Source organism: Pseudomonas syringae group sp. J254-4 (genome assembly GCF_032586855.1).
GTDB lineage: Bacteria > Pseudomonadota > Gammaproteobacteria > Pseudomonadales > Pseudomonadaceae > Aquipseudomonas > Aquipseudomonas amygdali.
The window spans coordinates 158,114-183,530 of the sequence record NZ_JAWHOO010000004.1; the positions used below are offsets into that span (position 1 = coordinate 158,114).

General features: G+C 57.3%; 24 protein-coding genes and 1 pseudogene. 9 read left to right on the plus strand and 16 right to left on the minus strand.

Annotated elements, in window-relative coordinates; genetic code table 11:
- Window positions 1-175 precede the first annotated feature (175 nt).
- The 6 genes and pseudogenes from RYB09_RS07390 to RYB09_RS07415 all read right to left on the minus strand — a co-directional run bounded on the left by RYB09_RS07390 (window position 176) and on the right by RYB09_RS07415 (window position 10,082).
- Window positions 176-3,643 carry a toxin VasX gene (locus RYB09_RS07390; RefSeq protein ID WP_316887747.1) on the minus strand — a complete coding sequence of 1,156 codons (3,468 nt, stop codon included), beginning with the start codon at window positions 3,641-3,643 and terminating at the stop codon, window positions 176-178.
- Window positions 3,640-4,527: a DUF4123 domain-containing protein gene (locus tag RYB09_RS07395; protein WP_057401648.1), complete on the minus strand. Its 888-nt coding sequence runs from the start codon at window positions 4,525-4,527 to the stop codon at window positions 3,640-3,642. The genes RYB09_RS07390 and RYB09_RS07395 overlap by 4 nt, the downstream gene beginning before the upstream one ends.
- Before the next feature lie 199 nt (window positions 4,528-4,726).
- Complete coding sequence (locus RYB09_RS07400; protein ID WP_058409274.1) at window positions 4,727-6,085, minus strand: imelysin family protein; 1,359 nt, start codon at window positions 6,083-6,085, stop codon at window positions 4,727-4,729.
- A gap of 169 nt (window positions 6,086-6,254) precedes the next feature.
- Window positions 6,255-8,316 (minus strand): annotated as a pseudogene (locus RYB09_RS07405) (putative bifunctional diguanylate cyclase/phosphodiesterase).
- A 389-nt stretch (window positions 8,317-8,705) separates the two neighbouring features.
- A complete protein-coding gene (locus RYB09_RS07410) occupies window positions 8,706-9,287 on the minus strand; it encodes a superoxide dismutase (RefSeq protein WP_122259154.1) in 582 nt (193 codons plus the stop codon).
- 192 nt (window positions 9,288-9,479) lie between these two features.
- On the minus strand, window positions 9,480-10,082 hold the full coding sequence (locus RYB09_RS07415; protein WP_005740997.1) for a LysE/ArgO family amino acid transporter: 603 nt from the start codon (window positions 10,080-10,082) through the stop codon (window positions 9,480-9,482).
- Window positions 10,083-10,176: 94 nt separating this feature from the next.
- Between RYB09_RS07415 and RYB09_RS07420 the strand changes: the two genes are divergently transcribed.
- From RYB09_RS07420 to RYB09_RS07435, 4 genes are all read left to right on the plus strand, one after another.
- Window positions 10,177-11,076: a LysR family transcriptional regulator ArgP gene (locus RYB09_RS07420; RefSeq protein WP_122281746.1), complete on the plus strand. Its 900-nt coding sequence runs from the start codon at window positions 10,177-10,179 to the stop codon at window positions 11,074-11,076.
- A gap of 74 nt (window positions 11,077-11,150) precedes the next feature.
- On the plus strand, window positions 11,151-12,143 hold the full coding sequence (locus tag RYB09_RS07425) for an NAD-dependent epimerase/dehydratase family protein (RefSeq protein ID WP_004656428.1): 993 nt from the start codon (window positions 11,151-11,153) through the stop codon (window positions 12,141-12,143).
- 84 nt (window positions 12,144-12,227) lie between these two features.
- Window positions 12,228-13,079 carry an ATPase gene (locus RYB09_RS07430; RefSeq protein ID WP_316887753.1) on the plus strand — a complete coding sequence of 284 codons (852 nt, stop codon included), beginning with the start codon at window positions 12,228-12,230 and terminating at the stop codon, window positions 13,077-13,079.
- A gap of 163 nt (window positions 13,080-13,242) precedes the next feature.
- Window positions 13,243-13,962 carry a hypothetical protein gene (locus RYB09_RS07435; RefSeq protein WP_316887859.1) on the plus strand — a complete coding sequence of 240 codons (720 nt, stop codon included), beginning with the start codon at window positions 13,243-13,245 and terminating at the stop codon, window positions 13,960-13,962.
- 71 nt (window positions 13,963-14,033) lie between these two features.
- Here RYB09_RS07435 and RYB09_RS07440 read toward each other — a convergent pair whose 3' ends face one another.
- The 3 genes from RYB09_RS07440 to RYB09_RS07450 are packed head-to-tail and all read right to left on the minus strand — an operon-like array spanning window position 14,034 to window position 16,614.
- Entirely contained in the window at window positions 14,034-15,083 is a 1,050-nt protein-coding gene (locus RYB09_RS07440; protein WP_002555001.1) for an alkene reductase, read from the minus strand.
- A gap of 21 nt (window positions 15,084-15,104) precedes the next feature.
- Entirely contained in the window at window positions 15,105-16,271 is a 1,167-nt protein-coding gene (locus tag RYB09_RS07445; RefSeq protein WP_316887755.1) for an MFS transporter, read from the minus strand.
- Between the two features lie 28 nt (window positions 16,272-16,299).
- Window positions 16,300-16,614 (minus strand): ArsR/SmtB family transcription factor, encoded by a 315-nt coding sequence (locus RYB09_RS07450; RefSeq protein ID WP_002554999.1) that lies wholly within the window; start codon window positions 16,612-16,614, stop codon window positions 16,300-16,302.
- A 164-nt stretch (window positions 16,615-16,778) separates the two neighbouring features.
- On the opposite strand from RYB09_RS07450, the gene RYB09_RS07455 reads away from it, so the two are divergent.
- On the plus strand, window positions 16,779-17,378 hold the full coding sequence (locus tag RYB09_RS07455; RefSeq protein ID WP_316887758.1) for an ACP phosphodiesterase: 600 nt from the start codon (window positions 16,779-16,781) through the stop codon (window positions 17,376-17,378).
- Here the strand turns inward: RYB09_RS07455 and RYB09_RS07460 are convergent.
- Window positions 17,336-18,172 (minus strand): lysophospholipid acyltransferase family protein, encoded by an 837-nt coding sequence (locus RYB09_RS07460; protein WP_316887760.1) that lies wholly within the window; start codon window positions 18,170-18,172, stop codon window positions 17,336-17,338. The two genes, RYB09_RS07455 and RYB09_RS07460, sit on opposite strands and share 43 nt — an antisense overlap.
- The gene (gene olsB, locus RYB09_RS07465) at window positions 18,172-18,927 is read right to left on the minus strand and encodes an L-ornithine N(alpha)-acyltransferase (protein ID WP_005734685.1); all 756 of its coding nucleotides are present in this window, start codon (window positions 18,925-18,927) and stop codon (window positions 18,172-18,174) included. Before olsB ends, RYB09_RS07460 begins: the two co-directional genes overlap by 1 nt.
- A gap of 313 nt (window positions 18,928-19,240) precedes the next feature.
- Here olsB and RYB09_RS07470 point away from each other — a divergent pair, with 313 nt between their 5' ends.
- From RYB09_RS07470 to RYB09_RS07485, 4 genes are all read left to right on the plus strand, one after another.
- Window positions 19,241-20,347 (plus strand): serine hydrolase, encoded by a 1,107-nt coding sequence (locus RYB09_RS07470; RefSeq protein ID WP_316887764.1) that lies wholly within the window; start codon window positions 19,241-19,243, stop codon window positions 20,345-20,347.
- The gene (locus tag RYB09_RS07475; protein ID WP_002554994.1) at window positions 20,344-20,682 is read left to right on the plus strand and encodes a hypothetical protein; all 339 of its coding nucleotides are present in this window, start codon (window positions 20,344-20,346) and stop codon (window positions 20,680-20,682) included. Before RYB09_RS07470 ends, RYB09_RS07475 begins: the two co-directional genes overlap by 4 nt.
- A gap of 81 nt (window positions 20,683-20,763) precedes the next feature.
- Window positions 20,764-21,345, plus strand: coding sequence for a YceI family protein (locus RYB09_RS07480; RefSeq protein ID WP_011169403.1), 582 nt, complete (start codon window positions 20,764-20,766; stop codon window positions 21,343-21,345).
- Between the two features lies 1 nt (window position 21,346).
- Entirely contained in the window at window positions 21,347-22,504 is a 1,158-nt protein-coding gene (locus tag RYB09_RS07485; RefSeq protein ID WP_005734681.1) for a phospholipase D-like domain-containing protein, read from the plus strand.
- A gap of 41 nt (window positions 22,505-22,545) precedes the next feature.
- On the opposite strand, the gene RYB09_RS07490 is transcribed toward RYB09_RS07485, so the two are convergent.
- The 5 genes from RYB09_RS07490 to RYB09_RS07510 all read right to left on the minus strand — a co-directional run bounded on the left by RYB09_RS07490 (window position 22,546) and on the right by RYB09_RS07510 (window position 25,291).
- On the minus strand, window positions 22,546-22,779 hold the full coding sequence (locus RYB09_RS07490) for a DUF6124 family protein (protein ID WP_316887766.1): 234 nt from the start codon (window positions 22,777-22,779) through the stop codon (window positions 22,546-22,548).
- Between the two features lie 568 nt (window positions 22,780-23,347).
- Window positions 23,348-23,788, minus strand: coding sequence for a type VI secretion system amidase immunity protein Tai4 (locus RYB09_RS07495; protein ID WP_230016766.1), 441 nt, complete (start codon window positions 23,786-23,788; stop codon window positions 23,348-23,350).
- Window positions 23,789-23,816: 28 nt separating this feature from the next.
- Window positions 23,817-24,251, minus strand: a complete 435-nt coding sequence (locus tag RYB09_RS07500) for a type VI secretion system amidase immunity protein Tai4 (protein ID WP_005734679.1) — start codon at window positions 24,249-24,251, stop codon at window positions 23,817-23,819.
- On the minus strand, window positions 24,251-24,751 hold the full coding sequence (locus tag RYB09_RS07505) for a type VI secretion system amidase effector protein Tae4 (protein WP_230016765.1): 501 nt from the start codon (window positions 24,749-24,751) through the stop codon (window positions 24,251-24,253). The genes RYB09_RS07500 and RYB09_RS07505 overlap by 1 nt, the downstream gene beginning before the upstream one ends.
- Window positions 24,752-24,802: 51 nt before the next feature.
- Window positions 24,803-25,291 (minus strand): Hcp family type VI secretion system effector, encoded by a 489-nt coding sequence (locus RYB09_RS07510; RefSeq protein WP_230016764.1) that lies wholly within the window; start codon window positions 25,289-25,291, stop codon window positions 24,803-24,805.
- Window positions 25,292-25,417: the final 126 nt, after the last annotated feature.

Here is a 25,417-nt window from a genome sequence, read left to right on the forward strand (position 1 = left end):
CTCCAGTGACGCAGAGGTCAAATGGAAGTCTAGATAAGTGTCGGCAGCCATTCTGTCGATGTTCTGTAAGTTTGACGCCGATACCCCGGTAGGCAAGGGACGTGGTGCAAGGTAGAAGACTTCTGTGTCGGCCTCATGCTCTGTATCGCCTGCACATGGAGATTGCTCGTATTTGCTAGAATTCAAAAAGATGGTCTCTCTCGATAGGTAAAACAGGTAATGTCATACCCTCGTCGGTAACGCTTGACGATGCATGGATGGGTTTGCTTAGTGAGCCCATGCTCAGTGGAATACGGTAATTCAGGTATCCCTGATCCGCTTTCAGGTAAGTGTTGGCTAATGCCGGTTTGACGGCGAGCCGCAATAACAGCAGTACGTTATGTCCCTGCCAGTCCTCGGGGATCTTCAGCGCCAATGTCAAAGGTGATGCAGAGGCAACGGACAGTCCTTGGCGAAGTCCTTTGCTGACATCCTGCCTATGGGGGGCTTCTATTAACTCGGCCAACCAGCGCAAGGAAGTGTCGTCAAAGCTGGACTCGGTAAGTCCCGGTAATATCAGATGCAGGCTGCGTACAGCTTGTCCATCCAGCTGGCACCTGCTAATGCCTTGATCGAGAACCGTGGGCAGCAGAGTAGTCTCGGCAAGTTTTTGTGAGTGCGTGCTCCAGTCCCAACCCAGGGGCTCGTTACCCCATAGACAATGGAGTAGCCATCGCTGCTCTTCGTCCAGGTTCGAGTAGTTGTAAAGTGCTTCACCGCCAAGTTGCAGGGCTGTGAAAATAAGTCCCCATGGAGTAAGTCGCATCGAAAGCTGCAGAAAGCGTGATCCACGGGTTGCCCAAGCAATGCTTGCGGCCTTCTTCCTGGCATCTCCGGTTTCAGGGTAAATGTCTTTTAGAAAGCCTATCAGCTCTTTGCCTGCATGCCCTGTCAACACAGCACTAATTCCGGTTCCTCCAATATCGCCGCTCATTGCGGTGAAAGCACCTGACTTTTCTCCAGAGTTGCCGCTTATCAAACCGCTCTTCCACTTTTCAACGTTATTCCAAGTTGTTCCTGCGGCACCTACGAGGCTTAAGGGGGTAATGATAGCTCCTAACCCCAGGCCCCACTGTCCCATACGAACTCCGAACAGCATACCTCTTGTTTCGGAACTGTTTTCGGTTATTGCCTTAAAAGCTTCGCTGGTCATCGCTAGATATACAGCTTGGAATACTGAAATAGAGGCTGAGGTAACTGAAGATAGTGTACTTGCCCATATAAAGTTTTCTTTTACAGATCTATTTCCCTTTGATGCTTTCCAAACACTCCAAGCCTCCCCCAGATTCCCAACCTGTAAATACACCGCCAGTAAAGGAAAGAAACTACCCTTCAACGCCGCTGCAGCCGCCCCCTGAGTCGCATACCCCCCAAACGCACCAGCACGCAGCCTGTCAATTTCGGCATTGAGCGCGTGCAGTTGCGGGTCAGTGATATCCAGTCGAACGCCAATCGCGCCGTTGTGCGGGTTACCGGTCGGGGTAATGGCTTTTTCCAGGTCTCGGCGCAGCGCGTCGCGCGTGTTGCGGGTCTGCAGCAGCCGTTTGTTGGTGTATTGCCTTTCGTAAAGCAGACCTTGATGTTGATCCGCTGTCAGTGTGCGGCGGTTGATAAGTTTGGTGAGGCGGTTGCGCTCTCTGATGAGGTCGTCTTCGGTAGCAAGCAGCTGATTCAAGCGCACGAAGTTGTCGCGAAATTTTGTCACGTCGGTTTCGTTTGCAACTCTCAGGGTGACGGCTTCCTGTTGCAGCGCCACCAGCATGCCCAGTCGTTGTGCTCGATTGCTTGCCTTGCTGAAGTTATCCAGGTGTTGGCGTAGCGGCGGGCTGTTCAACTGCTTTTGCATTTCAATCAGCCAGCACTCCAGGTGCAGGGCGACGGCCGGGATGTAACTGGCATTGACGGCTTGATGAAAGGGTAGGGCGGCGGGGGCCAGGTTCAGACTGTTGGTCCAGTGATTGCCCATGATGTGGCTGATATCAGCGACGCGCCTTTGCGCATCGGCCAGTCCGTCGCTGAAGTTGTGAATATCATCCAGCCACTTGAGCAGGCTGCCTGATTTGGCGCGCAGAAAGTCCATGTCCAGACGCCCGTAGAACACCGGCAGAATGTAGTGGGGGTTGTCGTGAAAGTAGTCGCTGACCCTGCGCAGGCTTTCGTCGGTGCGGCACAGGTCGCGGGTGCAGTTGAGCTCCATCGCCAAGGCGCTTTTCAACTGGTCGGGATGGTCTGGGTCGAAGTACCAGGCACTTCGAAAGAGCTCCCCTTGAGTGAACAGGCGCACGCGATCATGGGTGATATCGTCCAGGCGCTGCGTCCAGCGTTGAAGGTGCGAGCGCTCCTGAGTCAGATAGGCTTGCATTTCCTGGTGACGAACAAGGTCGTAAATACCTCGTGAGCCGAGGCCCACACCGTTTAGCGTGCCTTGGCTGTTCTCTTCCAGCGCTTCAATGTCGTCTTTCAGTTCTTCATGGAGTGGTTTGCCAAGTATGAGCACCATCTGTGAGTGCTTGTTTTCCATGTCGAGTCTGGCAAACCTGGTTTGCGGCCGCTCGGCGTGCGCACCCCCGCGCATGGCGGAATACTGCCCCGCTGAAGTAGTGGCTGGCACAGGCCCTTGATGGTGTTCCCGATGCCAGTCATTGCGCGCATTCAGGTAATCGTAAATGCGCGTGCGTTGTTCGGGCGTTGTGTTCTTCAGCAGTTTCGAGTCAGGGCTTGTCTGCCGGGCAGTGTTTTCGCCAACGCTCATCAGTGTGTCAATGTAGCTGGCGGTGATGTAACGCATTTCATTGTTGTTGCGCTCACGCCACTGGTTGAGCCAGCCCACTACCTCGTCCTGCTCCTGCGCAAGGTCACGCAGAATGCCGATGCTGTCGTCGAGCACCAGATACAGGTGATTCAGTTCGTAGAACGGGTTGAGTGTATTTTTCAACTCGCCGATGTGCGCCTCGCGAAACAGTGGCAGATGCTCCCAGACATAGTCCTGGCGTTCTCCTTCGGGCATCTCGGGTGTAGTGCATTGCTGTGCCGGCAACTCGGCGAGCTCGGCAAGTTGCTCTCTGACCTGCTGTTCGACGTGAAGGTGGACACCGCCTTGCTGGCAATCGGCTGCAGCCAGATTCACTTTTTGCATGAAATAGAAACGGTCTGCAGCGCTGGCCAGCACATGGGTGCATTTGGCGGCGGTCCATTGCAGTTCGGCATAGGCAACATGCAATGTTGTATCGCGGGCAAAGATCAGGGTGTGCTCGCCAATTGTGGTCTGCCTGACATCCTGAGCGACTTCCCGGTCCTGCCAGAGCAGTTTGGTCGGCACGCCGTTGTCTAGGCGATACTCATGCAGGTAACCACTGCTTTCATCAATCACATACAGATAGCCGTCACGCACCAGGCGCAAGCCGAGCGGTCGTTTCAAGTCTCTGTAACCCGAGGTATCCGGCAGGTTATGAAGCCGTTCCACGCGGCCGTAACGCAGTGGCAATAGCTGGACTTTGGTGCCCATCAACGGGCAGTTGCTCGTACTGTTGCGGGCATCAATATGGCTTTTTGCTCTGGACTCCCAATAGGCTTTGTCCACAGGGGAAAGTGTCTTGCGACTCATGGCCGGGTTGCTCCGTGCGGTTCGCGACTGCGTTTCACTGCCAGCCAGTTGGCCTGTTGAATACGCCGGGATGGCGTCAATGAGGACTTTTCATTCATCAGCGCTCTGATATCGAGATGCGACTCGACCGGCTGGGTAGCCAGAAAGCAGGTGACGTTGGCGTAGTGGAAAATATCCGCTTCGCTGTTGAAGCCTGCTTCATAGGCTGTGACGGCCAGCGCATGCACATGGCTGTATCGCGACTTCAAACCCGTGGATGTGAGGTAGGCCGGAAAAAATGTGCGCAAGTGCTGGTCAAGACTGATCACGATCAGGCGAAACGCGACGTCATTCATGGCCTCCATCTGCCGGTCGTTCATCCGATATAGAACAGTTTTGTCATGACCGGCTGGCTCCCCACGGCGCTCGTGCTGGACCCAGTGTTCAGTAATGACATCTACTGCATAAACGCTGTCGATAGGGCCAAACAGCCTATTGTCGGTGTGCTCCGGATGAAGCCCGAACAGCGCGTTGGCGACAGGCGGGTCGGAAAGGTTCAAGTGGCAGGCCCTGCCTGTTGGTTTATCAACGAACACCAGCCAGCGCAGGTGATCAGCCACTGTCTTGTGGTCGGCGTCGCTGAACAGCAGCAGGCCCCATTCTTCGCGCGCGCAAGTCAAAAAATTTGAAAAAGTCGGGTCGTGTGGGCCGTCGATCTGAACCAGGGCGGGCGAGTGATCCAGTAATTCGCTGAAGCGGGTTTGCAGAAAAAGCAGCGCGCAGATCGGCGCTGGATTCCACTCGAAAAGCTTTCTTCTCAACTGTGGGAGATTGATGGCGTTGAGCAGCAGATAAGCGTTTTTCGACCATGACAGACCGCCAGGGCCTGATTCAAATTCAAACATGTGCGCGCTTCGATGGGGCAAGGGGCGCGGATATTCGGCGGTATGGGAAACGTTTTCAATACGCAGAAATAACTTTGGGAAAGGCCCTACAAAGATCGCCGAAATATCGCTGGCCAGACCTGATGCGCATATCGGTCAGGCATAAAAAATGCCGGTCAGCGAACTGACCGGCATTGGTTGCTACCGCAAACAGTACCTGTCAGAACTCGTGATCAGCGTTGTCCGGGTTCAGGTCAGTGATGCCGAGCTTGCCAGCGGCCTGTTCGATAGCCCCCGTCTGTTTGACCAGCGCAGCGATGGCGTCACGCACCACTTGATTGCCTGCCGTGTTGCCCGCAGCGATCAACTGGTCGAAGTGCTCACCCTTGTTGGCGTGATCAACGATGACCTGCAGCTTGGCCTGGGTGTCGTCCAGATCGGCGCGCAAAGTGGCGTCGGTGGCCGGGTCTACCTTGGCAACCAGAGACGAAAGGCTCGGGCCGCTGACTTTGCTGCCATCGGTGCGCGTGTATTCGCCCAGGTAAACGTTACGAATACCCTTGCCGTTGTAGAAGTGCGAGTTGTGCGTGTTGTCGCTGAAGCAGTCGTGTTCGTCTTCGCTGGAGTTGGCTTCCAGTGCGACTTTCATGCGTTCGCCCGCCAGTTCACCCAGCGACAGGCTGCCCATGCCGAAGAGCATTTTGCGCAGACCGCTTTCGCCGGATTCAGCTTCCAGCGTGGCACGGTAGTTGTCGGCAACGCCGGCCTTCCAGTTGCCGGACATTTCTTCCAGATCGCTGACCAGCAGATCGGTAACGGCCTTGAGGTAGGCGCGGCGGCGGTCGTTGTGGCCGCCGGTTGCGCCAGCGCCTTCCAGGTAATCGCTGGCCGGACGTGCGCCGGCACCAGGGCCGGTGCCGTTCAGGTCCTGGCCCCACAGCAGAAATTCAATGGCGTGGTAGCCGGTAGCAACGTTCGCTTCGGAACCGCCCAGCTCGTTCAGGCTGGCGAGTTTTTCGGAGGTGATTTCCTTCACGTCGACCTTGTCTTCACCCACCTGAATTTCGGTGTTGGCGATGATATTGGCAGTCGCGCCCGGGTTGCCCAGCGCGTGCTGGTAATCCTTGGCGACATAGTCGATCAGGCCTTCGTCCAGGGGCCAGGCGTTAACCTGTCCTTCCCAGTCGTCGATGATGGTGTTGCCGAAGCGGAAGACTTCGCTCTGCATGTAAGGCACACGCGCAGCTACCCATGCATCCCGTGCGGCTTTCAAGGTTTCATCGTTGGGTTTGGCCAGGAATGCGTCGACGGCGCTGCTCAGTTTTTTCGCACCAGCCTCGGCGTCGTCGAACACCGCAGAAACCATATTGGCGTAATTCGCGACCACAGCCTTGGCCGCCGCTTCGTCAGTCTGGGCGGCTGCAGCCGGAGCAGGGGCAGCAGGCGTCGCCGCGGGAGTCGCCGGAGCAGCAGCTGGCGCGGGTGCCGGGGCGGCAGCCTTGTCCTTGCCTTCGCCACAACCGGCGAGAGAGATAGCGATGGCCAACAGACTAGCGGTTGCCAGAGGCATACGAATCATGACGGAATCCTGCGTCGAGAAAGTTGATGGCGGGGTGCGCCCAGAAAATCTGCGACATGATGCGAAAGATTTGCATTCGATGTAAAGGCAAAACGCCTTTGCGGTCGTGTTCAGGCATTCAGCAGGTTGTAACAGTCGGTTTCAAGATGGCTCGAAAGAGCCGTACCGTTCAGGGCCGTTCAGAGGCTGGCGGCGTTCCGCTCTCTCGACTGTTTCAGGTAGGCCAGCAGTTCCCGACCGGGCAGCGGCTTGCTGTACAGGTAGCCCTGGCCCTCGTGACAGCCCTGGGTGACGATATAGGCTTCCTGCTCGAGCGTCTCCACACCCTCGGCGATGACCTGCATGCCAAGGCTTTTACCCAGCTGGATAATGGCCCGCACGATGGTGGCATCATCGTCGTCGTCAATCAGGTCCTGAACGAAGCTCCGGTCGATCTTGATCTTGTCCAGCGGCAGGCTTTTCAGATAACTCAGCGACGAGTAACCGGTACCGAAATCATCAATGGCGATCAAGGCGCCGGAGCGTCGCAGGCTCAGCAGGTGCTGGGCGGCGGTATTGATATCTTCCATCAGGCCGGTTTCGGTCACTTCCAGTTCCAGGCTGCGCGGGGGCAGGCGGTAGATCTGCAACAGGTTGTTGACCACACGCGGCAGTTCCGCGTGGTGCAGTTGCACGGTCGACAGGTTGACCGCCATGCGCAAGTCGGTGAAGCCCTGATCAAGCCATTCCCGTAGCTGGCGACAGGCCTGATCAAGCACCCATTCGCCGATGGCGATGATGGTGCCGTTCTGCTCGGCCAGCGGGATGAATACATCCGGCGGCACCAGACCATGCTCTGGATGTTGCCAGCGGATCAAGGCTTCTACGCCAACGATGCGGTGATCGCGATAGCTGATCTGTGGTTGATAGACCAGGTACAACTGATTGCCCGGCAAGGCGTCGCGCAGATCTTTTTCGAGTTCACGACGGCGGCGCATTTCGCTGTCGACGCTGGCGATGTAGAACTGATACCGGTTACGCGAGCGGGCTTTGGCCAGCGTCATGGTCTGTTCAGCTTTTTGCAGGAGTTTCTCGGTGTTGTCGCCGTCCTCGGGAAACAGCGTGATGCCAATGGTCGCTCGTAACCGGATCTGCTGTTCACCGACTATAAACGGGGCCTCCAGCTCATCCAGAATATTCTGCGCCAGCTCTGCTGCCTCGTAGGGTTGCTCTATTTTGGCCTGCACCAGTGCAAACTGATCGCCGCCCAATCGCGCCAGAGCGCCAAGTCGTCCGCTGTGGGCGCGCAGCCGGTCAGCCAGCGCGAGTAACAGTTGATCGCCTGCCTGATAGCTGAACTGTTCGTTGATACCCTTGAAGTCATCCAGACCCACGCAGAGAATCGCGACCCTGTGCTGCTGACGCCCCGCATCTTCGAGAATTCTGTCCAGCCCGGTCTGCAACTGAAGTCGGTTGGGCAGGCCGGTCAGGAAATCGTATTGCGCCATGCGCTGCAGATTGTTCTCCGCCTCGTGGCGCAGATAAGTGTGGCGCTCGATGGAGGCCAGCAGCTGGTTGGCGGTATTGACCCAAATCCCCAGTTCGTTTTTCTCGTGGCCCTTGAGCAATGGCAACTGGTGTTCGCTGGGACGGTCAGGGTTGATCGCGATCAGATGTTCGATGATTTTCGACAGTGGCTTGGTCAGCAACCAGTGATAGACCAGGTACAACACCAGCCCCATTGCCAATGCACGCAATACACCCGCGATGAAGATGATTGCGGCATTGACCAGAAAGCTTTCGCCGTAATTGGCGGTGTCCAGCGTGATACGCAGGTCGCCGTAATACTCGCTGTAGGGGCTGCGACCGACCAGTTGGGTGGTGAAGCTGCGTTCCTGGCCGAGGATAAGGTCTGTCAGCCAGCGGGTTGGAGAGTTTTTCAGCGGGCGGTCTTTTTCTGCCAGCAGGCTTTCGTTGGGATGGCCTATCGACGCCATGCGTACCGAGTCGTCCTGGAACAGACCCTCGATGACCTGCATGCCCATTTCGCGGTCCAGGCTGTAAACGGCCTGCGTGGAGGGATCGCGGAACATTCCGAGAATTCGTTCAGCATCGCTGGCCACGGCCTGACGCGTCTTGTAGGCGTCGAAAACGATTTGCGCACAGCTGAGTATGACGCCTACCAGCAGCGCCGAAAGCAGTACGACGCGCAGCAACTTTACCGACAGGCTATTCTTGAGTTCCAGCTTCAATGGCCGTTCCTTAGTTCGTGTCGGAGGACATATCGCCCCATGACCCTCGAAAAGCCAGATCCGCCCGTCGTGACGTGGTCAGAAACGGTGCGTCTGGCTGATCTTCGCGTTCCTTGCACCTACTGGCCCAAGCCACCTGAGTGTGTCGGGTGGCCAGGTGGGTAACTTGAGCAGAACACTGTAAAGAATTACGTCGTGATGCGAGTCAGCTAGCGTTTTCTGACAATACACAAAGTAACAGCGGCAGGCGAAAAAACATTTGCTGTTCACCTGACTGGCAGGTCGAAGTCTGACGCCGTTTATTAAACACGAATCCGGAAAGACTACAGGTGTAAACCTGGAGCATAAAAAACCCGGCGCGAGGCCGGGTTTTTTCGATGACGCTGGACTCAGGCTGCGAATTGCTCGGCCACGAAGTCCCAGTTCACCAGGTTCCAGAACGCTTCTACGTATTTCGGACGCAGATTGCGATAGTCGATGTAGTAGGCGTGTTCCCAGACGTCGCAGGTCAGCAATGGCTTGTCGCCGCTGGTCAGCGGATTGCCGGCACCGATGGTGCTGGCCAGAGCCAGAGAGCCGTCAGCCTTCTTAACCAGCCAGCCCCAGCCGGAGCCGAAAGTGCCGATGGAGGTTTTGCTGAACTCTTCCTTGAACTTGTCGAAGGAACCGAACGCCTTGTTGATTGCTTCGGCCAGCGCGCCGGTAGGTTCGCCGCCACCTTTAGGGTCCAGGCAGTTCCAGTAGAACGTGTGGTTCCAGACCTGAGCGGCGTTGTTGAAGATACCGCCCGAAGAGGTCTTGATGATTTCTTCCAGGGTCTTGCCTTCGAACTCGGTGCCTGGCACCAGGTTGTTCAGGTTCACGACGTAGGTGTTGTGGTGCTTGTCGTGGTGATATTCCAGAGTCTCCGCAGAAATGTGCGGCACCAGAGCGTCTTTGGCGTAGGGCAGTGGCGGCAATTCAAAAGCCATGGTTTATCTCCTTTCAGGTCAATTGCGGTAATCGCACGGCCGATCACGGGCGGCCAGATACAGCATGCACCGGGAGTTTTACTCTTTTGCGGCGCAGACCCCGGATCATAGCACCGGGTCTGCGGCTTAACCACGCAACAACTGTGTGGGATAGAGGTTCCAACGCGTTTGACCTGGCGCTCATGAAACCGGTCAGGCTGAGCGGATCAACTGAAAGGCCACGCTGAACATCATCACGGCGATCATCACGTCCAGCATGCGCCATGTGGCGGGGCGGGCGAGCCAGGGCGCGAGCCATGCCGCGCCAAGTGCCAGGCTTGAGAACCACAGCAGCGAGGCGCTGGCAGCGCCGGCCACGTAAGCCCCCGGCACGTCCTGTTGTGCCCCGAGCGAGCCAATCAGCAGCACGGTGTCCAGATACACATGCGGGTTCAGCAAGGTAACGGCCAGCGCACTGAGCAACACCGTGCGCAATGATCTTTTGCCAACGGCTGCGCTGTGTTCAAGGCTTTGCCGCGAGCAGGCGCGGCGCAATGCCTGCAGGCCATACCAGCTCAGGAATATCACCCCGCCCCAGCGCGCTACCGCCAGCAATGTCGGGTTTTGTGCGAGCACATTGGCCAGTCCGAAGACGCCTGCCGCTACCAGAATGGCGTCGCAGACAATGCACAATAGCGCGACGGGTACGTGATGTTCACGGCGCAGGCCCTGAGCGAGCACAAAAGCGTTCTGAGTACCGATAGCCATGATCAGGCCTGCCGCGATCAGCAGGCCATTGAGGTAGCTTTGCCACATAAATACGTTCCATTGAGCAGATTCAGATGGCGATTCTTATGCGTTGAGCGATATAAGGAAAACAAATAATATTCATCGCTCATTAGGAAAACTGATGTTCGACTACAAATTGTTATCTGCATTGGCGGCTGTGATCGAGCAAGCCGGTTTCGAGCGTGCCGCTCAGGTGCTGGGGCTGTCTCAATCTGCGGTATCGCAGCGCATCAAATTGCTGGAGGCACGCATTGGTCTGCCGGTGCTGGTGCGGGCGACGCCACCGAGCCCGACCGACATCGGACGGCGCCTGCTCAATCACGTGCAGCAGGTCCGGCTGCTGGAGCGCGACTTGCAAAGTCAGGTGCCGGCGCTGGATGAAGAGGGCATGCCCGAGCGTCTGCGAATCGCCTTGAATGCCGACAGTCTGGCGACCTGGTGGGCACCGGCGATCGGGGCGTTTTGCACGCAACACCGGCTGTTGCTGGATCTGGTCGTTGAAGATCAGGACGTAGGCCTCAAGCGCATGCGTGCCGGCGAGGTCGCGGCCTGCCTGTGTGGCAGCGAGCGTCCGGTGGCAGGGGCGCGCAGCCAGTTGCTTGGGGCCATGCGCTATCGGGCGCTGGCCAGTCCGGCATTCATCGCCCGCCATTTTCCGCACGGTGTGAGCCCGGAAAAACTGGCCAGATCGGCAGCGCTGGTGTACGGGCCGGACGACCTTTTGCAGCATCGTTATCTGGCACTTCTTGGTGTTCAGGACGGCTTCGAGCATCATTTGTGCCCGTCCTCCGAAGGTTTCATACGTATGATCGAGGCCGGAATGGGCTGGGGCCTTGCGCCCGAGTTGCAGGTGCGCGACCAATTGCGCAGCGGCACTCTGCTTGAATTGCTGCCGGAGCGCTGCATCGATGTGCCGCTGTACTGGCACCATTGGCGCAATGGCGGGCAGCTCTTGACCCGGCTTACCGAACATCTTGTGCAACATTCGGCCAATTGGCTGGTGCCGCTGAGCGAGGAATGATCGTCAACATGATCATGTGTAATCCATGCAGGCAGGGTTTTTCCTTTCCTGCAGATGCGTTAACGGAGCGGTAAATGAAGATTCTGGTCACCGGCGCGAGCGGCTTCATCGGCGGACGCTTTGCGCGTTTTGCCCTTGAGCAGGGCATGAGCGTACGGATCAATGGCCGTCGTGCCGAAGGTGTCGAGCACCTGGTCAGGCGTGGCGCAGAGTTCATCCAGGGCGACCTCGCTGACCCTTATCTGGTGCGGGCGCTGTGCGATGACGTGGAAGCGGTGGTGCACTGCGCAGGCTCGGTCGGCCTGTGGGGACGGCGCCAGGATTTCATGCAGGGCAACGTGCAGCTCACCGAAAATATCGTCGAAGGCTGCCTGAAACAAAGGGTGCGAAGGCTGGTTCATCTTTCGTCGCCCTCCATCTACTTTGATGGCAAGTCGCACCGTGGCATCAAGGAAGAGCAGGTGCCCAAGCGCTTCCATAACCACTATGCGGCGACCAAATACCTGGCCGAGCAAAAGGTCTTCGGTGCCGAAGAGTTCGGCCTGGAGGTGATCGCCCTGCGGCCGCGCTTTGTCACCGGCGCAGGCGACAACAGTATTTTCCCGCGTTTGCTGCACATGCAGCGCAAGAAGCGTCTGTCGATTGTCGGCAACGGTTTGAATGTGGTGGATTTCACCAGCATGCACAACCTCAACGAAGCCATGCTGAGCAGCTTGCTGGCAACCGGCTCGGCGCTGGGCAAGGCCTACAACATCAGCAACGGCACGCCGGTCCCGCTGTGGGATGCGATCAATTATGTGATGCGCCAGATGCATCTGCCTCAAGTCACCCGTTATCGTTCATACGGGCTGGCCTACAGTGCCGCGGCGATCAATGAAGGTGCCTGCCTGCTGTGGCCGGGCCGACCTGAACCTACCCTGTCAAGAATGGGCATGCAGGTCATGAACAGGGATTTTACGCTTGATATCAGTCGCGCCAGGCATTATCTGGATTATCAGCCTCAGGTCAGCCTGTGGACGGCGCTGGATGAATTCTGTGGCTGGTGGCAGGCACAGCACGCAATCTGAATGCGGTAGTGGCACAGTGAGATTGGTTACGCGCTGTTGTTATACTGCCCGACTTTGGTTTAACAGCTTCCTGAAGGGTTATTCATGCGCAACGATCCATACGATGACGTCGATGACGTTCCCAGCCTGAGCGCCAAGGACGATGATGACGACTTCGCGCCGGGCAATGGTGCACGCGAACGCACCACGGTCTATTCGCGTACCACACCGGTGGTCAAGGTAAAGGGGCCGAACACAGGACCGTTATGGGCGTTGGTCGGCGCGCTGTTCATTGCCTTTTGTGGTCTGGGCTGGTGGAGCTTTCAGCAAGTTTCTCTCATGGAGCAGCAATTGGTCGCCACTCAGGAGAGCTTTGCGCGCATCAGCGAAGAAGCGGCGGGACGCCTGCAGGATATTTCCGGCAAAGTCGTTGCGACCGAGGCGCTGTCCAGCGATGGCGAGGCGCTCAAGCAGCGCATCAAGCTGCTGGAAGCGCAACTGGAAGATCAGGACAAACAGCGCGAGGGCGTTGAAGGCCAGCAGGGCAGTCTCGACAAGCGCCTGGAGCAGATGGCCGCGCAAACCGCCCAGCAGCACAGTGAAAGCGCGCAGTTGCAGGAGCAGCTCAAAAGCGTCGTCGCTGAGCTGACCACGCTGAAAGCCGCGCTGCCCGATCTGAAAACCGCACAGGCCGATCAGGGCAAGCTGGATGCGCAGATCAAAAGCGTGGCAGCCGATGTTGCGACACTGAAGAAACAGGGCAACCCGTCGGCTGCTGTCGAGCGCCTGGAACAGGACCTGATGGTCATGAAAAGCGAGCAGGAAAACCGCCCGGCCCCTTCAGCAGAGGCCAATACTGCCGAGTTCGACGCGTTTCGTGCTCAGGTCACCCGCAATATCAATACCCTCACCAGCCAGATCCAGAATCTGTCGCAACAGCTCAACGCGCGTCGTTGAAGGCGAGACTTGCCGGCGGCTGTCCATAGCAGATAGCCGCTGGCAAATTTCCTGACATTTTTTTGTACTCGTTAAATAGATATGTGCTTGCCAATGGAGGGAAGGCTTACGCTTGCCTGACTGTTAAATAAATGGAGTTTCAATAATGAATGGAATCAATGAGATGTACACCGATGCCCCGCAAGAAACGACCGAAAATTACATCCCGGCTGAAGACTCAGGCCAGGAAGTAGACGAAGTTGCCAGGACGCCGTTGCCCACTTACTCCGAAGTACCGGGTTATCCAGAGGATTTGCTACTCCAGCGGGCCAAGCCACCGGTGAAGTTCAAACCGCCTGTAAAGCCACCTGTAAAACCTCCGGTCAAGGTGACAGGTCCGGTGAGACCGCCCGTGAGACCGCCTGTGAAACCCTCGATCAAGGTGAAAAAGCCAGTGAGGCCACCTGTAAAACCGCCTGTTAAACCGGTTATCAAACCACCCGTTGCGCGAAAGTTACCGCCGGCCCCTGAGGCACCTTCGCGCCTGGACAAGCTGCTGGCAATCATCAACACGGGCACCGGTGTTTTACAACTGATCCACCCGCTCAACAGTGTCTTCAACCCGGATGGTACGGTCAGCTATCCGAATGGAAGTGTTGCGGCGGCAGATGGCCAGTCCTTGAAGCACACGGATGGCACTGTTCAACACCTGGATGGCACCACCGTGCATGCCGACGGCTCGGTCGAGCACCCCGGCGGCGATGTTCAACACAAGGACGGGACCTGGGTCATGGCAGATGGCTCTGTCAACTACCCCGACGGTCGCTGGAAGTTAACGGACGGCACGATCACTGATGCCGAAGGCAATGTGCTAGGTACAGTCGGGCCTGAGGCTAAGCTGTAACAGCAATAAGTACGGGCGATAAAAAACCCTGGCTCTTGCGAGTCAGGGTTTTTTGCTGTTGCAGCGCCGTGTTACAGTCGTGGGTAGTCGATATAGCCGACCGGCCCTTTGCCGTAGAACGTTTCGGGATGCGCTTCATTCAGAGGTGCATCGCTGGCCAGGCGTTCAGGCAGGTCCGGGTTGGCGATATAGGGCACACCAAATGCGATAGCGTCGGCCTTGCCTTCTGCCAGCCAGGTATTTGCGGTGTCCTTGGTGAATTTTTCATTGGCGATGTAGACGCCGCCGAAATCCTTCTTCAACTGCGGGCCGAGGCTGTCTTCGGCGTCACGCTCACGGGCACAGATGAACGCGATACCGCGCTTGCCAAGCTCTTTGGCCACGTAGCTGAAGGTTTCAGTGCGGTTAGCATCGCTCATGTCGTGCATGTCGAAGCGAGGCGAAAGGTGTACGCCCACGCGACCAGCGCCCCACACCTCAATGACCGCATCAGTCACTTCCAGCAGCAGACGGGCACGGTTTTCTACCGAACCGCCGTACTCGTCAGTGCGCTGGTTGGAGCCGGTCAGCAGGAATTGTTCCAGCAGGTAGCCGTTGGCACCGTGTACTTCCACGCCGTCGAAGCCCGCAGCCTTGGCGTTTTCCGCACCGACGCGATAGGCCTCGACGATGTCACCGATTTCCGCCAGTTCAAGCGCGCGCGGGGTCGGCAGCGGGGTGATCGGGCGCATCAGGCTGACGTGGCCTTCAGCTGCGATAGCGCTAGGGGCCACCGGAGTTTCGCCGTTCAGGTACGCCGGGTGGGAGATGCGGCCAACGTGCCACAGTTGCAGCACGATGCGGCCACCAGCGGTATGTACGGCCTTGGTGATGTTGCTCCAGCCACGTACTTGATCGTTGGACCAGATGCCGGGTGTGTCCGGGTAACCAACACCCATCGGCGTGACCGATGTGGCTTCAGTCAGGATCAGGCCTGCAGAAGCACGTTGCACGTAATACTCGGACATCAATGCATTGGGCACGCGGCCTTCGTCGGCGCGGCAGCGCGTCAGTGGCGCCATGATGATGCGGTTTGGCAGTTGCAGATCGCCAATGGTGATCGGGTCAAAGATAGTCGTCATGTGTCGAATCCTCGTGATTGATCAGTGTGTAGCAGGTGCCAGATCGGGGTTGCCGGTCTGACGGAAAGTAATCAGCGTGATCAGCAGCGCGAGCACAGCCAGCATGGCTGCGGCCAACGGTACGCTGGTCAGGCCCAGGCCGTGGGCGATGACGCTGCCACCGACCCAGGCACCGAGCGCGTTGCCAACATTGAAAGCGCCGATGTTCAGGGTTGAAACCAGATTGGGCGCGGCTTTGCCGAAGGTCACCACGTTGATCTGCAAGGCGGGTACGGCGGCAAAGGCAGCGACCGCCCAGAGGAACAGGGTGATTTCAGTCGGGATCAACGCGGCGCTGGTCCAGCTGAGAGCGGTTGAGATCACCGCCATCGAAACAAACACGGCAATCAGCGTGGATGACACGCGGCGGTCGGCCATCTTGCCGCCAATCACGTTACCTGCGGTCAGGCCCAGGCCGATCAATAGCAGGGTCCAGGTCACGCCCTTGGGCGATACGCCGGTGACTTCGCCGAGCAGCGGGGCAATGTAGGTGAACAGGGTGAACATGGACGCTGAAAACAGCGCGGTCATGGTCAGCGACAGCCAGATACCGGCATCTTTCAGTGCGGCCAGTTCGGCGCGCATGTCGAGTTTTTCTTCATTGCGGTTGGTCGGCAGAAAGCGGATCAGGCCGATCAGCGCAATCACGCCGATGACTGTTACCGCCCAGAAGGTCGAGCGCCAGCCTGCGTATTGACCCAATGCAGTACCCAAAGGCACGCCCAGTACATTGGCCAGGGTCAGACCGGTGAACATCAACGCTACCGCCGAAGCGCGGCGATTGGCAGGCACCAGCCCTGCGGCAACCACTGAGCCGATGCCGAAGAACGCACCATGACACAGCGCTGTAACCACGCGGGCGAACATCAATACGTTGTAGTCACTGGCCAGTGCGCAGAGCAGGTTGCCGATGATAAAAATGCCCATCAGCGTGACCAGCGCAGCCTTGCGCGGCAGTTTTGCCGTGGCCATGGCCATGAACGGCGCGCCGACGGCCACGCCCAGCGCATAGCCGGTGACCAGCCAGCCTGCGCCGGGGATAGATACACCAAGGTCAGCCGCCACATCGGGCAGCAGGCCCATGATGACGAATTCGGTGGTGCCGATGGCAAAGGCGCTCAGGGCCAGAATAAGTAGCGAAAGAGGCACGGGGCAGCTCCTGGTAAACGTTGGAAAATCAGGTCGGGTTGTTCAGCTCTTCAACCAGCGCCTGAACGAATGCCTGTATGACTTCTTCGTTGCGTCTGAAGAAATGCCATTGGCCAACCTTCTTGCTGCTGATCAGGCCAGCGCGTTGCAAGGTCGCCAGATGGGCCGAGACAGTGGATTGGGACAATCCTGCACGCTGATCGATCTGTCCGGCGCACACGCCGTGTTCAATCGAGTATTGCTGAGCAGGAAAGCTCGCGCGGGGGTCCTTCAACCAGGTCAGGATTTCTCGGCGGACCGGATGGGCCAGGGCTTTTATTATGTCGTCGAGGTCGATAGGCATGTCGTTCTCACAGGCGGTGTAGCGATATATCGCGATAGGGCGAACCTTATATCTGTATTTCGCGATATACAAATATGATTTTGTGCTTAGGACTGGCAAAATCGCTATATCGGGTTATATCGATATATAGACCTCGGCCTTGAAAGCGGCGTAGGCTTGCAGGCATGAACTATCTGGCACATCTTCATCTCGGCGGGCATCGGCCTGCTCAATTGCTTGGCAGCCTGTATGGCGACTTCGTCAAAGGTCCGCTGTCGGGACGTTTTCCTGCAGAGCTTGAAGCGGCCATTCGGCTGCATCGCAGCATTGACGCTTTCACTGACAGCCACCCGCTGATCAAGGCTTCCATTGCCCGCTTTCCATCCCAGCGGCGACGCTATGCAGGCATTATGCTCGACGTCTTTTTCGATCATTGTCTGGCTCGCGACTGGCATCGCTATGCCGATCTGCCGCTGGACGTATTCACTGGCAAAGTCTATGGCACGCTGGCCGCCGAGCCGCAATTGCCCGAGCGGCTCGCATTGATCGCGCCGCGCATGGCCGCGCAGGACTGGCTGGGTTCGTATCGGGATTTCGACGTGCTGGGGCAGGTGCTGAGCGGGATATCCCGACGCCTGTCAAAACCCGAAGGGCTGGCCGGCGGCATGCAGGAACTGCAGGCGCTGTACCAGCCCTTGAGTGCGGATTTCGCCGAGTTCTATCCGCTATTGGAGAGTTTTGCTCAGGCTGCCCTGGCCGAACGCGAAGCCACTTCGCTCGGCTGAGCAGGCTCGCCGGGTACTTGTTTACCGAGCACTGACTCACCCGTGACAGGTTCACCGAACAGCGCCACCTGAACGGCTTGCTGAGCCTTGAACGCCAGTGCAGCGCGTTCCTGATCCGCCGTCGGAATCGGGGTCAGCAGGTGAATGTGCACATCGCTCTGCTCATTGGCAAACAGTCGGCGCAGATGGGACAGCAAATCGTCGTCGCCAATGAACGGGGCAATCGGGTCCGGTTTGCCGTCACGCGAGTAACCGATGGCCACTGGCTGGATCGGCACGCCGGCTTCAATGGCACTGGACAGCAGACGGCCGTGGAAGGTGCGCAGGCTTCTGCCATCGGTGGTGGTGCCTTCGGGGAAGATCAGCAGTGCGTTGCCTTGTTGCAGGTGATTGCACATCTGCTTTTGAATCAGACGGCTGTCGCCCGACCCGCGACGAATGAACAGCGTGCCGGCCTTCAGCGCCAGCCAGCCTGCTACCGGCCAGGTCCGGACTTCGGCCTTCGACAGAAACGACAGCGGTGCCAGCATGCCCAGCAGGGCAATGTCGGTCCACGACACATGGTTGCTGACCCACAGCATTGGCTGGGTTGGCAACTGACCTGTCACGGTGACGCGAAACGGCAGGGCATTGGTCAGGCGCGCCATGAACCAACGGCTCCAGCGCTGCCTGCGCTCCATCGACCCACCGACTCTGGCGCGTTCCAGAACCGCGAACGTTCCGGCAATCGTCAAGCCGAGCGCCACGACCAGCAGCACCCGGACTACGCGGGCATAGCCGCGTGCCCGGCTCATCACACGGCCGCCTTGAAGTGTCGGGCGTAACGCGGGCACAGATCGTCGCGCTTGAGCAGGATGAACACGTCGGCCACCTGGAAATCTTCGTCCCAGCACGGTTCGCCGCAGATCTTGGCGCCCAGGCGCATGTAAGCCTTGAGCAGTGGCGGCATCTCGCAGATCACATTGCTCGGAATATCGAGCGTTGGCAGCGGGTTTTTCGGCTCGGCGCGCAAGTGCTCGTTGCACAGGTAGCGTTCGCGCAGGCGTTGCATGATCGCGTGCGCCTGAATGCCGCCGTCGTGCATCGGGATGCTCGCGCAGCCCATCAGGTAGCTGTAGCCGCCTTCGTTCAGCACCTCGGCCAGCTCGCTCCACAACACCGCGATGGTGCCGCCGTTGCGGTAGGCCGGGTCTACGCAGGTACGGCCCAGCTCAAGAATCGGACCCTGCAGATGAACCAGGCCGTGCAGGCTGAATTCTTCTTCACTGTAGAAACGCCCCAACGTGCTGGCGGCCTTGTGGTCGAGCAGCCGGGTAGTGGCAACCAGACGCCCGGTGTTCAGGTCACGCACACCAATGTGCGAGCAGTGAACATCGTAATCGTCGATATCCAGGCCTTGTTCAGCACCGTTGAGACGGGCGTTGAACTCTTCGCTGAACACACTGAAACGCAACGCCTGTGCTTCCTGCAAGGCGCTCGCTCCAATCAGGCGCTCGGCCTGAAGACGACGTTCAGAAGTGTTGTCACGAATGCGGGCGATCTGGGTCATACGAATCTCCATGAGCCAGCCATGCAGAGTTTGGCTGGTTGACTGATTTGTCCAGGCGCTTTGCCGTACTTGCAGGCTAGGGAGATGGCGTGTCATGCCTGTGAAGCTTTGGTGATGGTTGTGTGACGGGCAACGCTGTGGGCATTTCCACGCTGGTGGAGCGCGAGGAGCGAGCGGCGTACGAAGGACCACTATCGTGCCCATGCTCCGCGTGGGTATGCCGTTCTGGACGCTCTGCGTCCTGTCCCGGGGTAATGGCTGACTGTCACGAAGCCCTGATACGGTATGCGGATTACTCTGTAGAGGCTCTGTCATGCCGCGTAGATTTGTCCGCCTGTGTCTGGTTTTGATCCTGGGCTTCAGTGCCCAGGGCGTCGTTGCTCAAACATGGCCGACAGAGCAATGGTCATCTCAGCCTGCGCCGCGATCTGCGGCAATCGAAGAACTCGAGGCCTACGCCTTCCCGCCCCGTGACGACGCCACACGCAAGGGCATTCGCACCGATGCGCTGCTGGTGATTCGTGATGGCGAAGTTGTGTATGAGCGCTACGGCGGTGTGACCACCGCGCAAACCCCGCACCTGACCTGGTCGATCAGCAAGAGCGTGATGGCGACAGTGCTGGGCGTGGCGTTTAACGACGGGCGCTTTCAACTCAATGATCCAGTGGCGAAGTTCTACGCGCCGTTCAAGGCGCACCCCGATATCGCCATCAAAGACCTGATGCACTGGGCTTCGGGGCTGAATTGGCAGGAAGATTACGAATATGCACCGCTTAACTCTTCCGTAGTCGCCATGCTCTACACCCGTGGGCGTGACGACATGGCGCGCTTCACCGCCGAGCACCGCGCAGCCAAATCCCCCGGCAAGGCGTACCTGTATTCCAGCGGCGACAGCACGGTTCTGGCTGCTGCGTTGAAAAATATCGTCGGGCCACAGGCGTATGCGGATTATCCGTGGACCGCACTGTTTGACCCGCTTGGCATTCGCAGTGCCGTTTGGGAAACCGATGGCGTGGGTACATTTGTAGGGTCGTCCTATGCCTACATGACCGCCCGCGACCTGGCACGCATCGGCTTGCTGATGCAGCGCGGCGGGCAATGGCAGGCTCGGCAGTTGCTCAACAAGGAATGGATGAACTTCGTGCTGACGCCGTTTGCAGGCGAGCAGATAGATGCCAACGTCGAAGTCCCTGGCGGCCAATGGTGGCTCAATCGAACTGCCGATGGCGGCAGGGGGCCGTGGCCGGATGCGCCCCCTGATACCTTTGCCGCACTGGGCCATTGGGGGCAGGCGCTGTACGTGATCCCTGACCGGAAACTGGTGATCGTGCGCTATGCCGATGACCGCGACGGTAGTTACGACCACAATCAGATGCTCAAGCGCATACAGGCAGCCTTTGGCAAGGAGGGCGTGCAATGAGCAGTCGCCGAATGTTCATCCTGCGTCGACCTTTCAGCAGCCTGCTGTTGCTGATCCTTGCTGCGCTCGCGGTACTTGCCTGGCAGTACCGCGTGAACCTGCAGGCATTCCCCACCATCATCAGTGCCTACACCGCCAAGGAATACTGCTCGTGCAGGTACGTCATGAACAACCCCGAGGCGTATTGCCTGGGCTACGTCAAACAGTACGTGCCTGGCACGCTGATCGACGACAGCAGCCAGAAAAAGGTCATTGCCAACGGCCTTGGGCGAACCAGCAGTGCGTCGTGGCAGGGTGAGCGACAAGGCTGCCGACTGTTGCCATCCGAGCCTTGATGGATTACTGCCGAACGTCGTGGTTTGCCAGAGGTCAGACAGGCGGATAAGGTGGCCCTCAATTGCACGTCTGGAGTCTGCATGCTCACTATGAATCGCCTGCTGCTGGTCATGCTGGCCGCAGTGGCGTTACCTGCCCATGCGAACTGGTATCTGGATAACGAGTCGTCGCGGCTCTCGTTCACGTCAACCAAGAATGCCGATATTGCCGAAGTGCATCGCTTCCTCGTGCTGCATGGCAAGGTCGACCCCAAAGGGCTGGCTGAGGTGGAAGTCGAAACGGAGTCCATTAGCACCGGTATTCCCCTGCGTGACGAGCGCCTGCGGGAGCAGGTGTTTCAGGTACACAAGTTTCCCGTTGCGCAGATCAATGCCCAGCTCGACATGCGCCCGATCAATAATCTTGCCCCCGGCGCGCAACTGGAATTGCGTTTACCACTGACCGTCAGCCTGCGCGGCAAGAGTCACAGCTATAACGCCGAACTGTTGGCGACGCGCCTCGACGAGCGCCGCTTTCAGGTTGTGACGCTCGAACCGCTGGTGATTCATGCTCAGGACTTCGATATGGTTTCGGACTTCAATGCCCTGCGCAACGCGGCAGGCTTGTCGGCGGTCAGTCTGTCAGTCCCGGTCGGGGCTGTCCTGATCTTCACGGCGCGTTGATATGAACGGTGCGATTTTCCCGTGGCGTGAAAACAACCGCTTTCAATTGCTGATTGACGGTCCTGCGTTCTTCCCGCGCATGATTGCAGCCATTGACAGGGCCGAGCAGCAGGTTGACCTGGAGCTGTACCTGGTCGAAGCCGGGGCCTGCGCCGATGCCATCGTGCGGGCGCTGGTCGAGGCGGGCAGGCGTGGTGTGATCGTGCGCTGCCTGTTCGACGACTTCGGTTCTAAAGCCTTCGACGCCGGCCTGCGCAAGCAACTGACCGATGCCGGTGTGATTCTGCGTTTCTACAACCCTATTCACTGGCGACGCGGCGTGCGCAACTTCTACCGCGACCATCGCAAATTGCTGGTAGTCGACAAGACGCTGGCGGTGGTCGGCGGTACGGGTGTAACCGATGAATTCTGGGAGCCAGACAAGGATGTCAGCCAATGGCACGAAGTGATGGTGGAAATCACCGGGCCGCTGGTTCTTGACTGGCAAGCGTTGTTCAACCGGCAGTTTCACGCCAATGCCCGACGTTTCGCCTGGCGCCCGAAAGAAAACTTCGGTCTGGATCATCTGCCCACCGCCCCGGTAGCCGGTGAAGGCCTTGGCCGTGTGGCGTACGCCGACTCTCGCCAGCACCGCGACATTCTGCAATCGCTGGTGCGCACGCTGAACACCGGGCAAAAGCGCATCTGGCTGGCAACCCCTTACTTTCTGCCCACCTGGAAAGTTCGCCGCGCCTTGCGCAGGGCAGCCTCGCGCGGCGTCGATGTACGTTTGCTGCTGACCGGGCCACGCACCGATCACCCGTCCGTACGCTACGCCGGTCACCGTTACTACCCGCGCTTGCTGCGGGCCGGGGTCAAGGTCTTCGAATACCAGCCGTGTTTTCTGCACTTGAAAATGGTCCTGATCGACGACTGGGTGAGCATCGGCTCGTGCAACTTCGACCACTGGAACCTGCGCTTCAACCTTGAAGCCAACCTCGAAGCCCTCGACCCAGGGCTGACCCGCGATGTGGTCGCCAGTTTCGAAAAAGACTTCGCCCTGAGCGCCGAAACCACACTGGCAGACTGGAAGGCCAGACCACTGTGGCGACGCGTCAAACAGCGCTTGTGGGGCTGGATCGACCGGTTGGTGGTGAACCTGCTGGATCAGCGTAATTGAGGTGTACGCGGGGCCGAGCGTGGCCCCGGGTTGTCATCTGGTCAAACGATGCATTCCAGTGAGCGGTCAACCATGGCTTTGGCCATCTCGGCCATGTGCAATACTGAAAACGCCAGATCACGGCTGGTGCCCTGAGTGCTGTCGCCGGACTCATAGGCCGTCGTGATGATGCAGCGCAGCAGATCCGAAGCGTAGTTGAGCGCTTCTTCCTGGCTGACGGATGCGTTGACGGTGAACAGGGCGGTGGGCGGGTCGGGGAAGATTTTATGGGGCATGTTTGCAACTCCAGCAGAACTTGGGGGGAGCCGTCACTAATCGCTACCAAACGATAAGGTGGCGGCCGTGTGCAAGTTGGTAGACCGGCTGCTGGCACCCGGTGCATCCGAAGACGCCATGCGCACGGCCACCATAAAGACGAGACGAGAAGGATCGCCTCGCAGAGGTGGCACATTGCGCCAGCAAAAGCAGGTCTACCAAACCTGATCGCTGATTGGGCAGCGACCGATGAAGGCTAGAGACCTGAACAGCCAAGCGCAAGAGGCCGGGATTTTCTCGGAAATTTCCTTCAAATGGAAGGGAGGTGTCCTGCGGTTAATTCTTACAAGAGTTATCGAAAAAGGTTTTCTGAGGATGTTCGCCGTATAGGCGGGGAAGTGACTGGCGCTGTTTATCAGTATTTCAGCAAGCAATACATCACCGAGGGGAGACGTTAAAAAGCTATCGGATTACATTGAGTCAGTATGATGTGTCTCCGCCCTACAGATAATGTGCGGAGTAGAGTGCTTGCAATGAAAATAGCCTGTGCAGCGTTTGCCGGACAGGCTTGTTGCATGAAGAGAGTAGTTAAGGCTTTTTGATATTCTGCATGTAGGTCTGATTCGGGTGAGTCACGACCTTTTTCGTCAACGCGTCCAGTTCCTTGCTGTGATACATGTCCAGGCATTTCAGCAGGTCGAATTTTATTCCCTTTATCTGGGATTCGGCCAAAGGGTTTGTGTAGTCTCTGGCGAGGTGTTTTTCAACCAATGCCTTGACCGCAAGGGGGCTTTTTTCCATGTCATAGTAGGTCCAGTCACGCATCGCGCTGACACTACTGCCTGCGTCAATGCCGACGTTCACATCATATTTATAAGCGGTGGTTATGCAGGTGGCGAGGGCCATGTCCTTGTAGTTTTTTTCAAAGGTTCTGTACATTCCTTCAGGCGATGAGGTGGGGGTGTAGGCGAAGCTGTTGGATGTTGTTAAGACCAGAGATGCTGTTAGGGCCGTAAGACATGATTTCATTCTACGAACCTCCCTGTGAATATGGATGTTATTTGTAGTCCTGCATGTAGGTGTGTGTTGGATTTACGACAGTTTTTTTTGTCAAGGCATTCAGCTCCTTGCTGTGGTAAAGGTCCAAGCACTTTAAAAGGTCAAATTTCACACCCTTTATCTCGGACTCGGTTAAGGGGTTCGTATAATCTCTGGCCAGATACTTGCTCACGAGCGCTCGAATTTCATCGGGTCCTACTTCCCAGTCGTAATTTGCCCAGTCCTCAATGGCGGTGACGCTACTTCCAGCATCAATTCCGACCTTTACGTCAGAGGCGTAAGCGTTTGCTATACAGGTAGCAAGGACCAGATCCTTGAAGTTTTGTTCATAGCTTCGGTGCATGCCCTCTGGTGATGAGGATTTTGTATGTGCGAAGCTCTCGGTTGCCAAGAGTGCGAGACAGACTGTGATGGCTGTGACAATGAGCTTCATTAAACTAAGCTCCAGAAATTTGCCATATCCGTACGGTAGTTAACGTCGGGCTCGTTAAAGTAGCAATGGTCATAGCAAATGTCACCGTCAAATAACGTTGCATGGCCTTTTGCGTCTGTCCAACCCGATATTTCAAATAATATAACTCCTTTTTTTCTTGCAAGCGCTCCGCCGTCAGAGGGCGGGTATTTGACGACCTCAGGCTTGCCCCAGTGCGTTTCCAAAAAGCTTTTCAGGTTCGATACACGGAAAAAGTACTGATGCTGATCTGCGCCAGAGACTGTCTGTTTAGCTATCTTAGGTATTTTCAATCCTGAGTAGTTCAGGATGTAACTTAATCGCACAGCACAGGTGTTCCTCCACTTTGTCGAAGGATCAGGATTATTTATATTCTGCGCCACAAACCCTCCAATCACCTCTGCCACTCGTTTTTCCGGTGCCACCGGATCATAAATATGTTGCGAAGCCGCCCAGGCGGCAGTAAAAAATGGCCGTGCCATAGTCTTTCCCTGATCGTTCTGTAAGGTTCAATGCATGAGCGTTCAAAAAAATCAGGAATAGACCTTGTTGTTAATACGGTTCCAGCCCCCCGAAACATTTCCTCCACCGGCACCATCCGATCTTTTTTGCTGTGTGTAGGTGGTTTTTATTTTTCCGTAATTTAAACTGACCGTTTCACTGGGTATGCCATCATTGGCATGCTGGGTGTAGTTGGAAATGATGACTTCTTCCAGCAGCACTTCAAAGTATTTGACCTTTTCTCCGCCTGCACGATGCAGTGACAAAACAACTTCTTTCAGGTGTCTGCCTGCGCACAAGGTTTCAATGAGCTTGCAGCTCGATTTGTCCAGTGATTTGGTGAACGAGAAATCACTCAAGGAAGTCCTTCCGGACGATGCACCACCGGAAGAACTCGCCGTGGCGGAAGTACTTTGATGCATGCCGAAGCCATACCCGGTGATCTCGATACAGTCCTTGTAGCGGTCATCCAGCGCTTCGCCTGGAATGCCTTCGATTTTGATGTACGCATCAAATGCCATGTTTCAAATCTCCACGTTTGATCGGTTTACGTTGCATACAGGTATCCATATGTTTCAGCAGCGTAATCTTTATTTTTATCGAATGTGGGATCAGCATCCCTTTGGTGTTGACTGAAATGTCTCTAA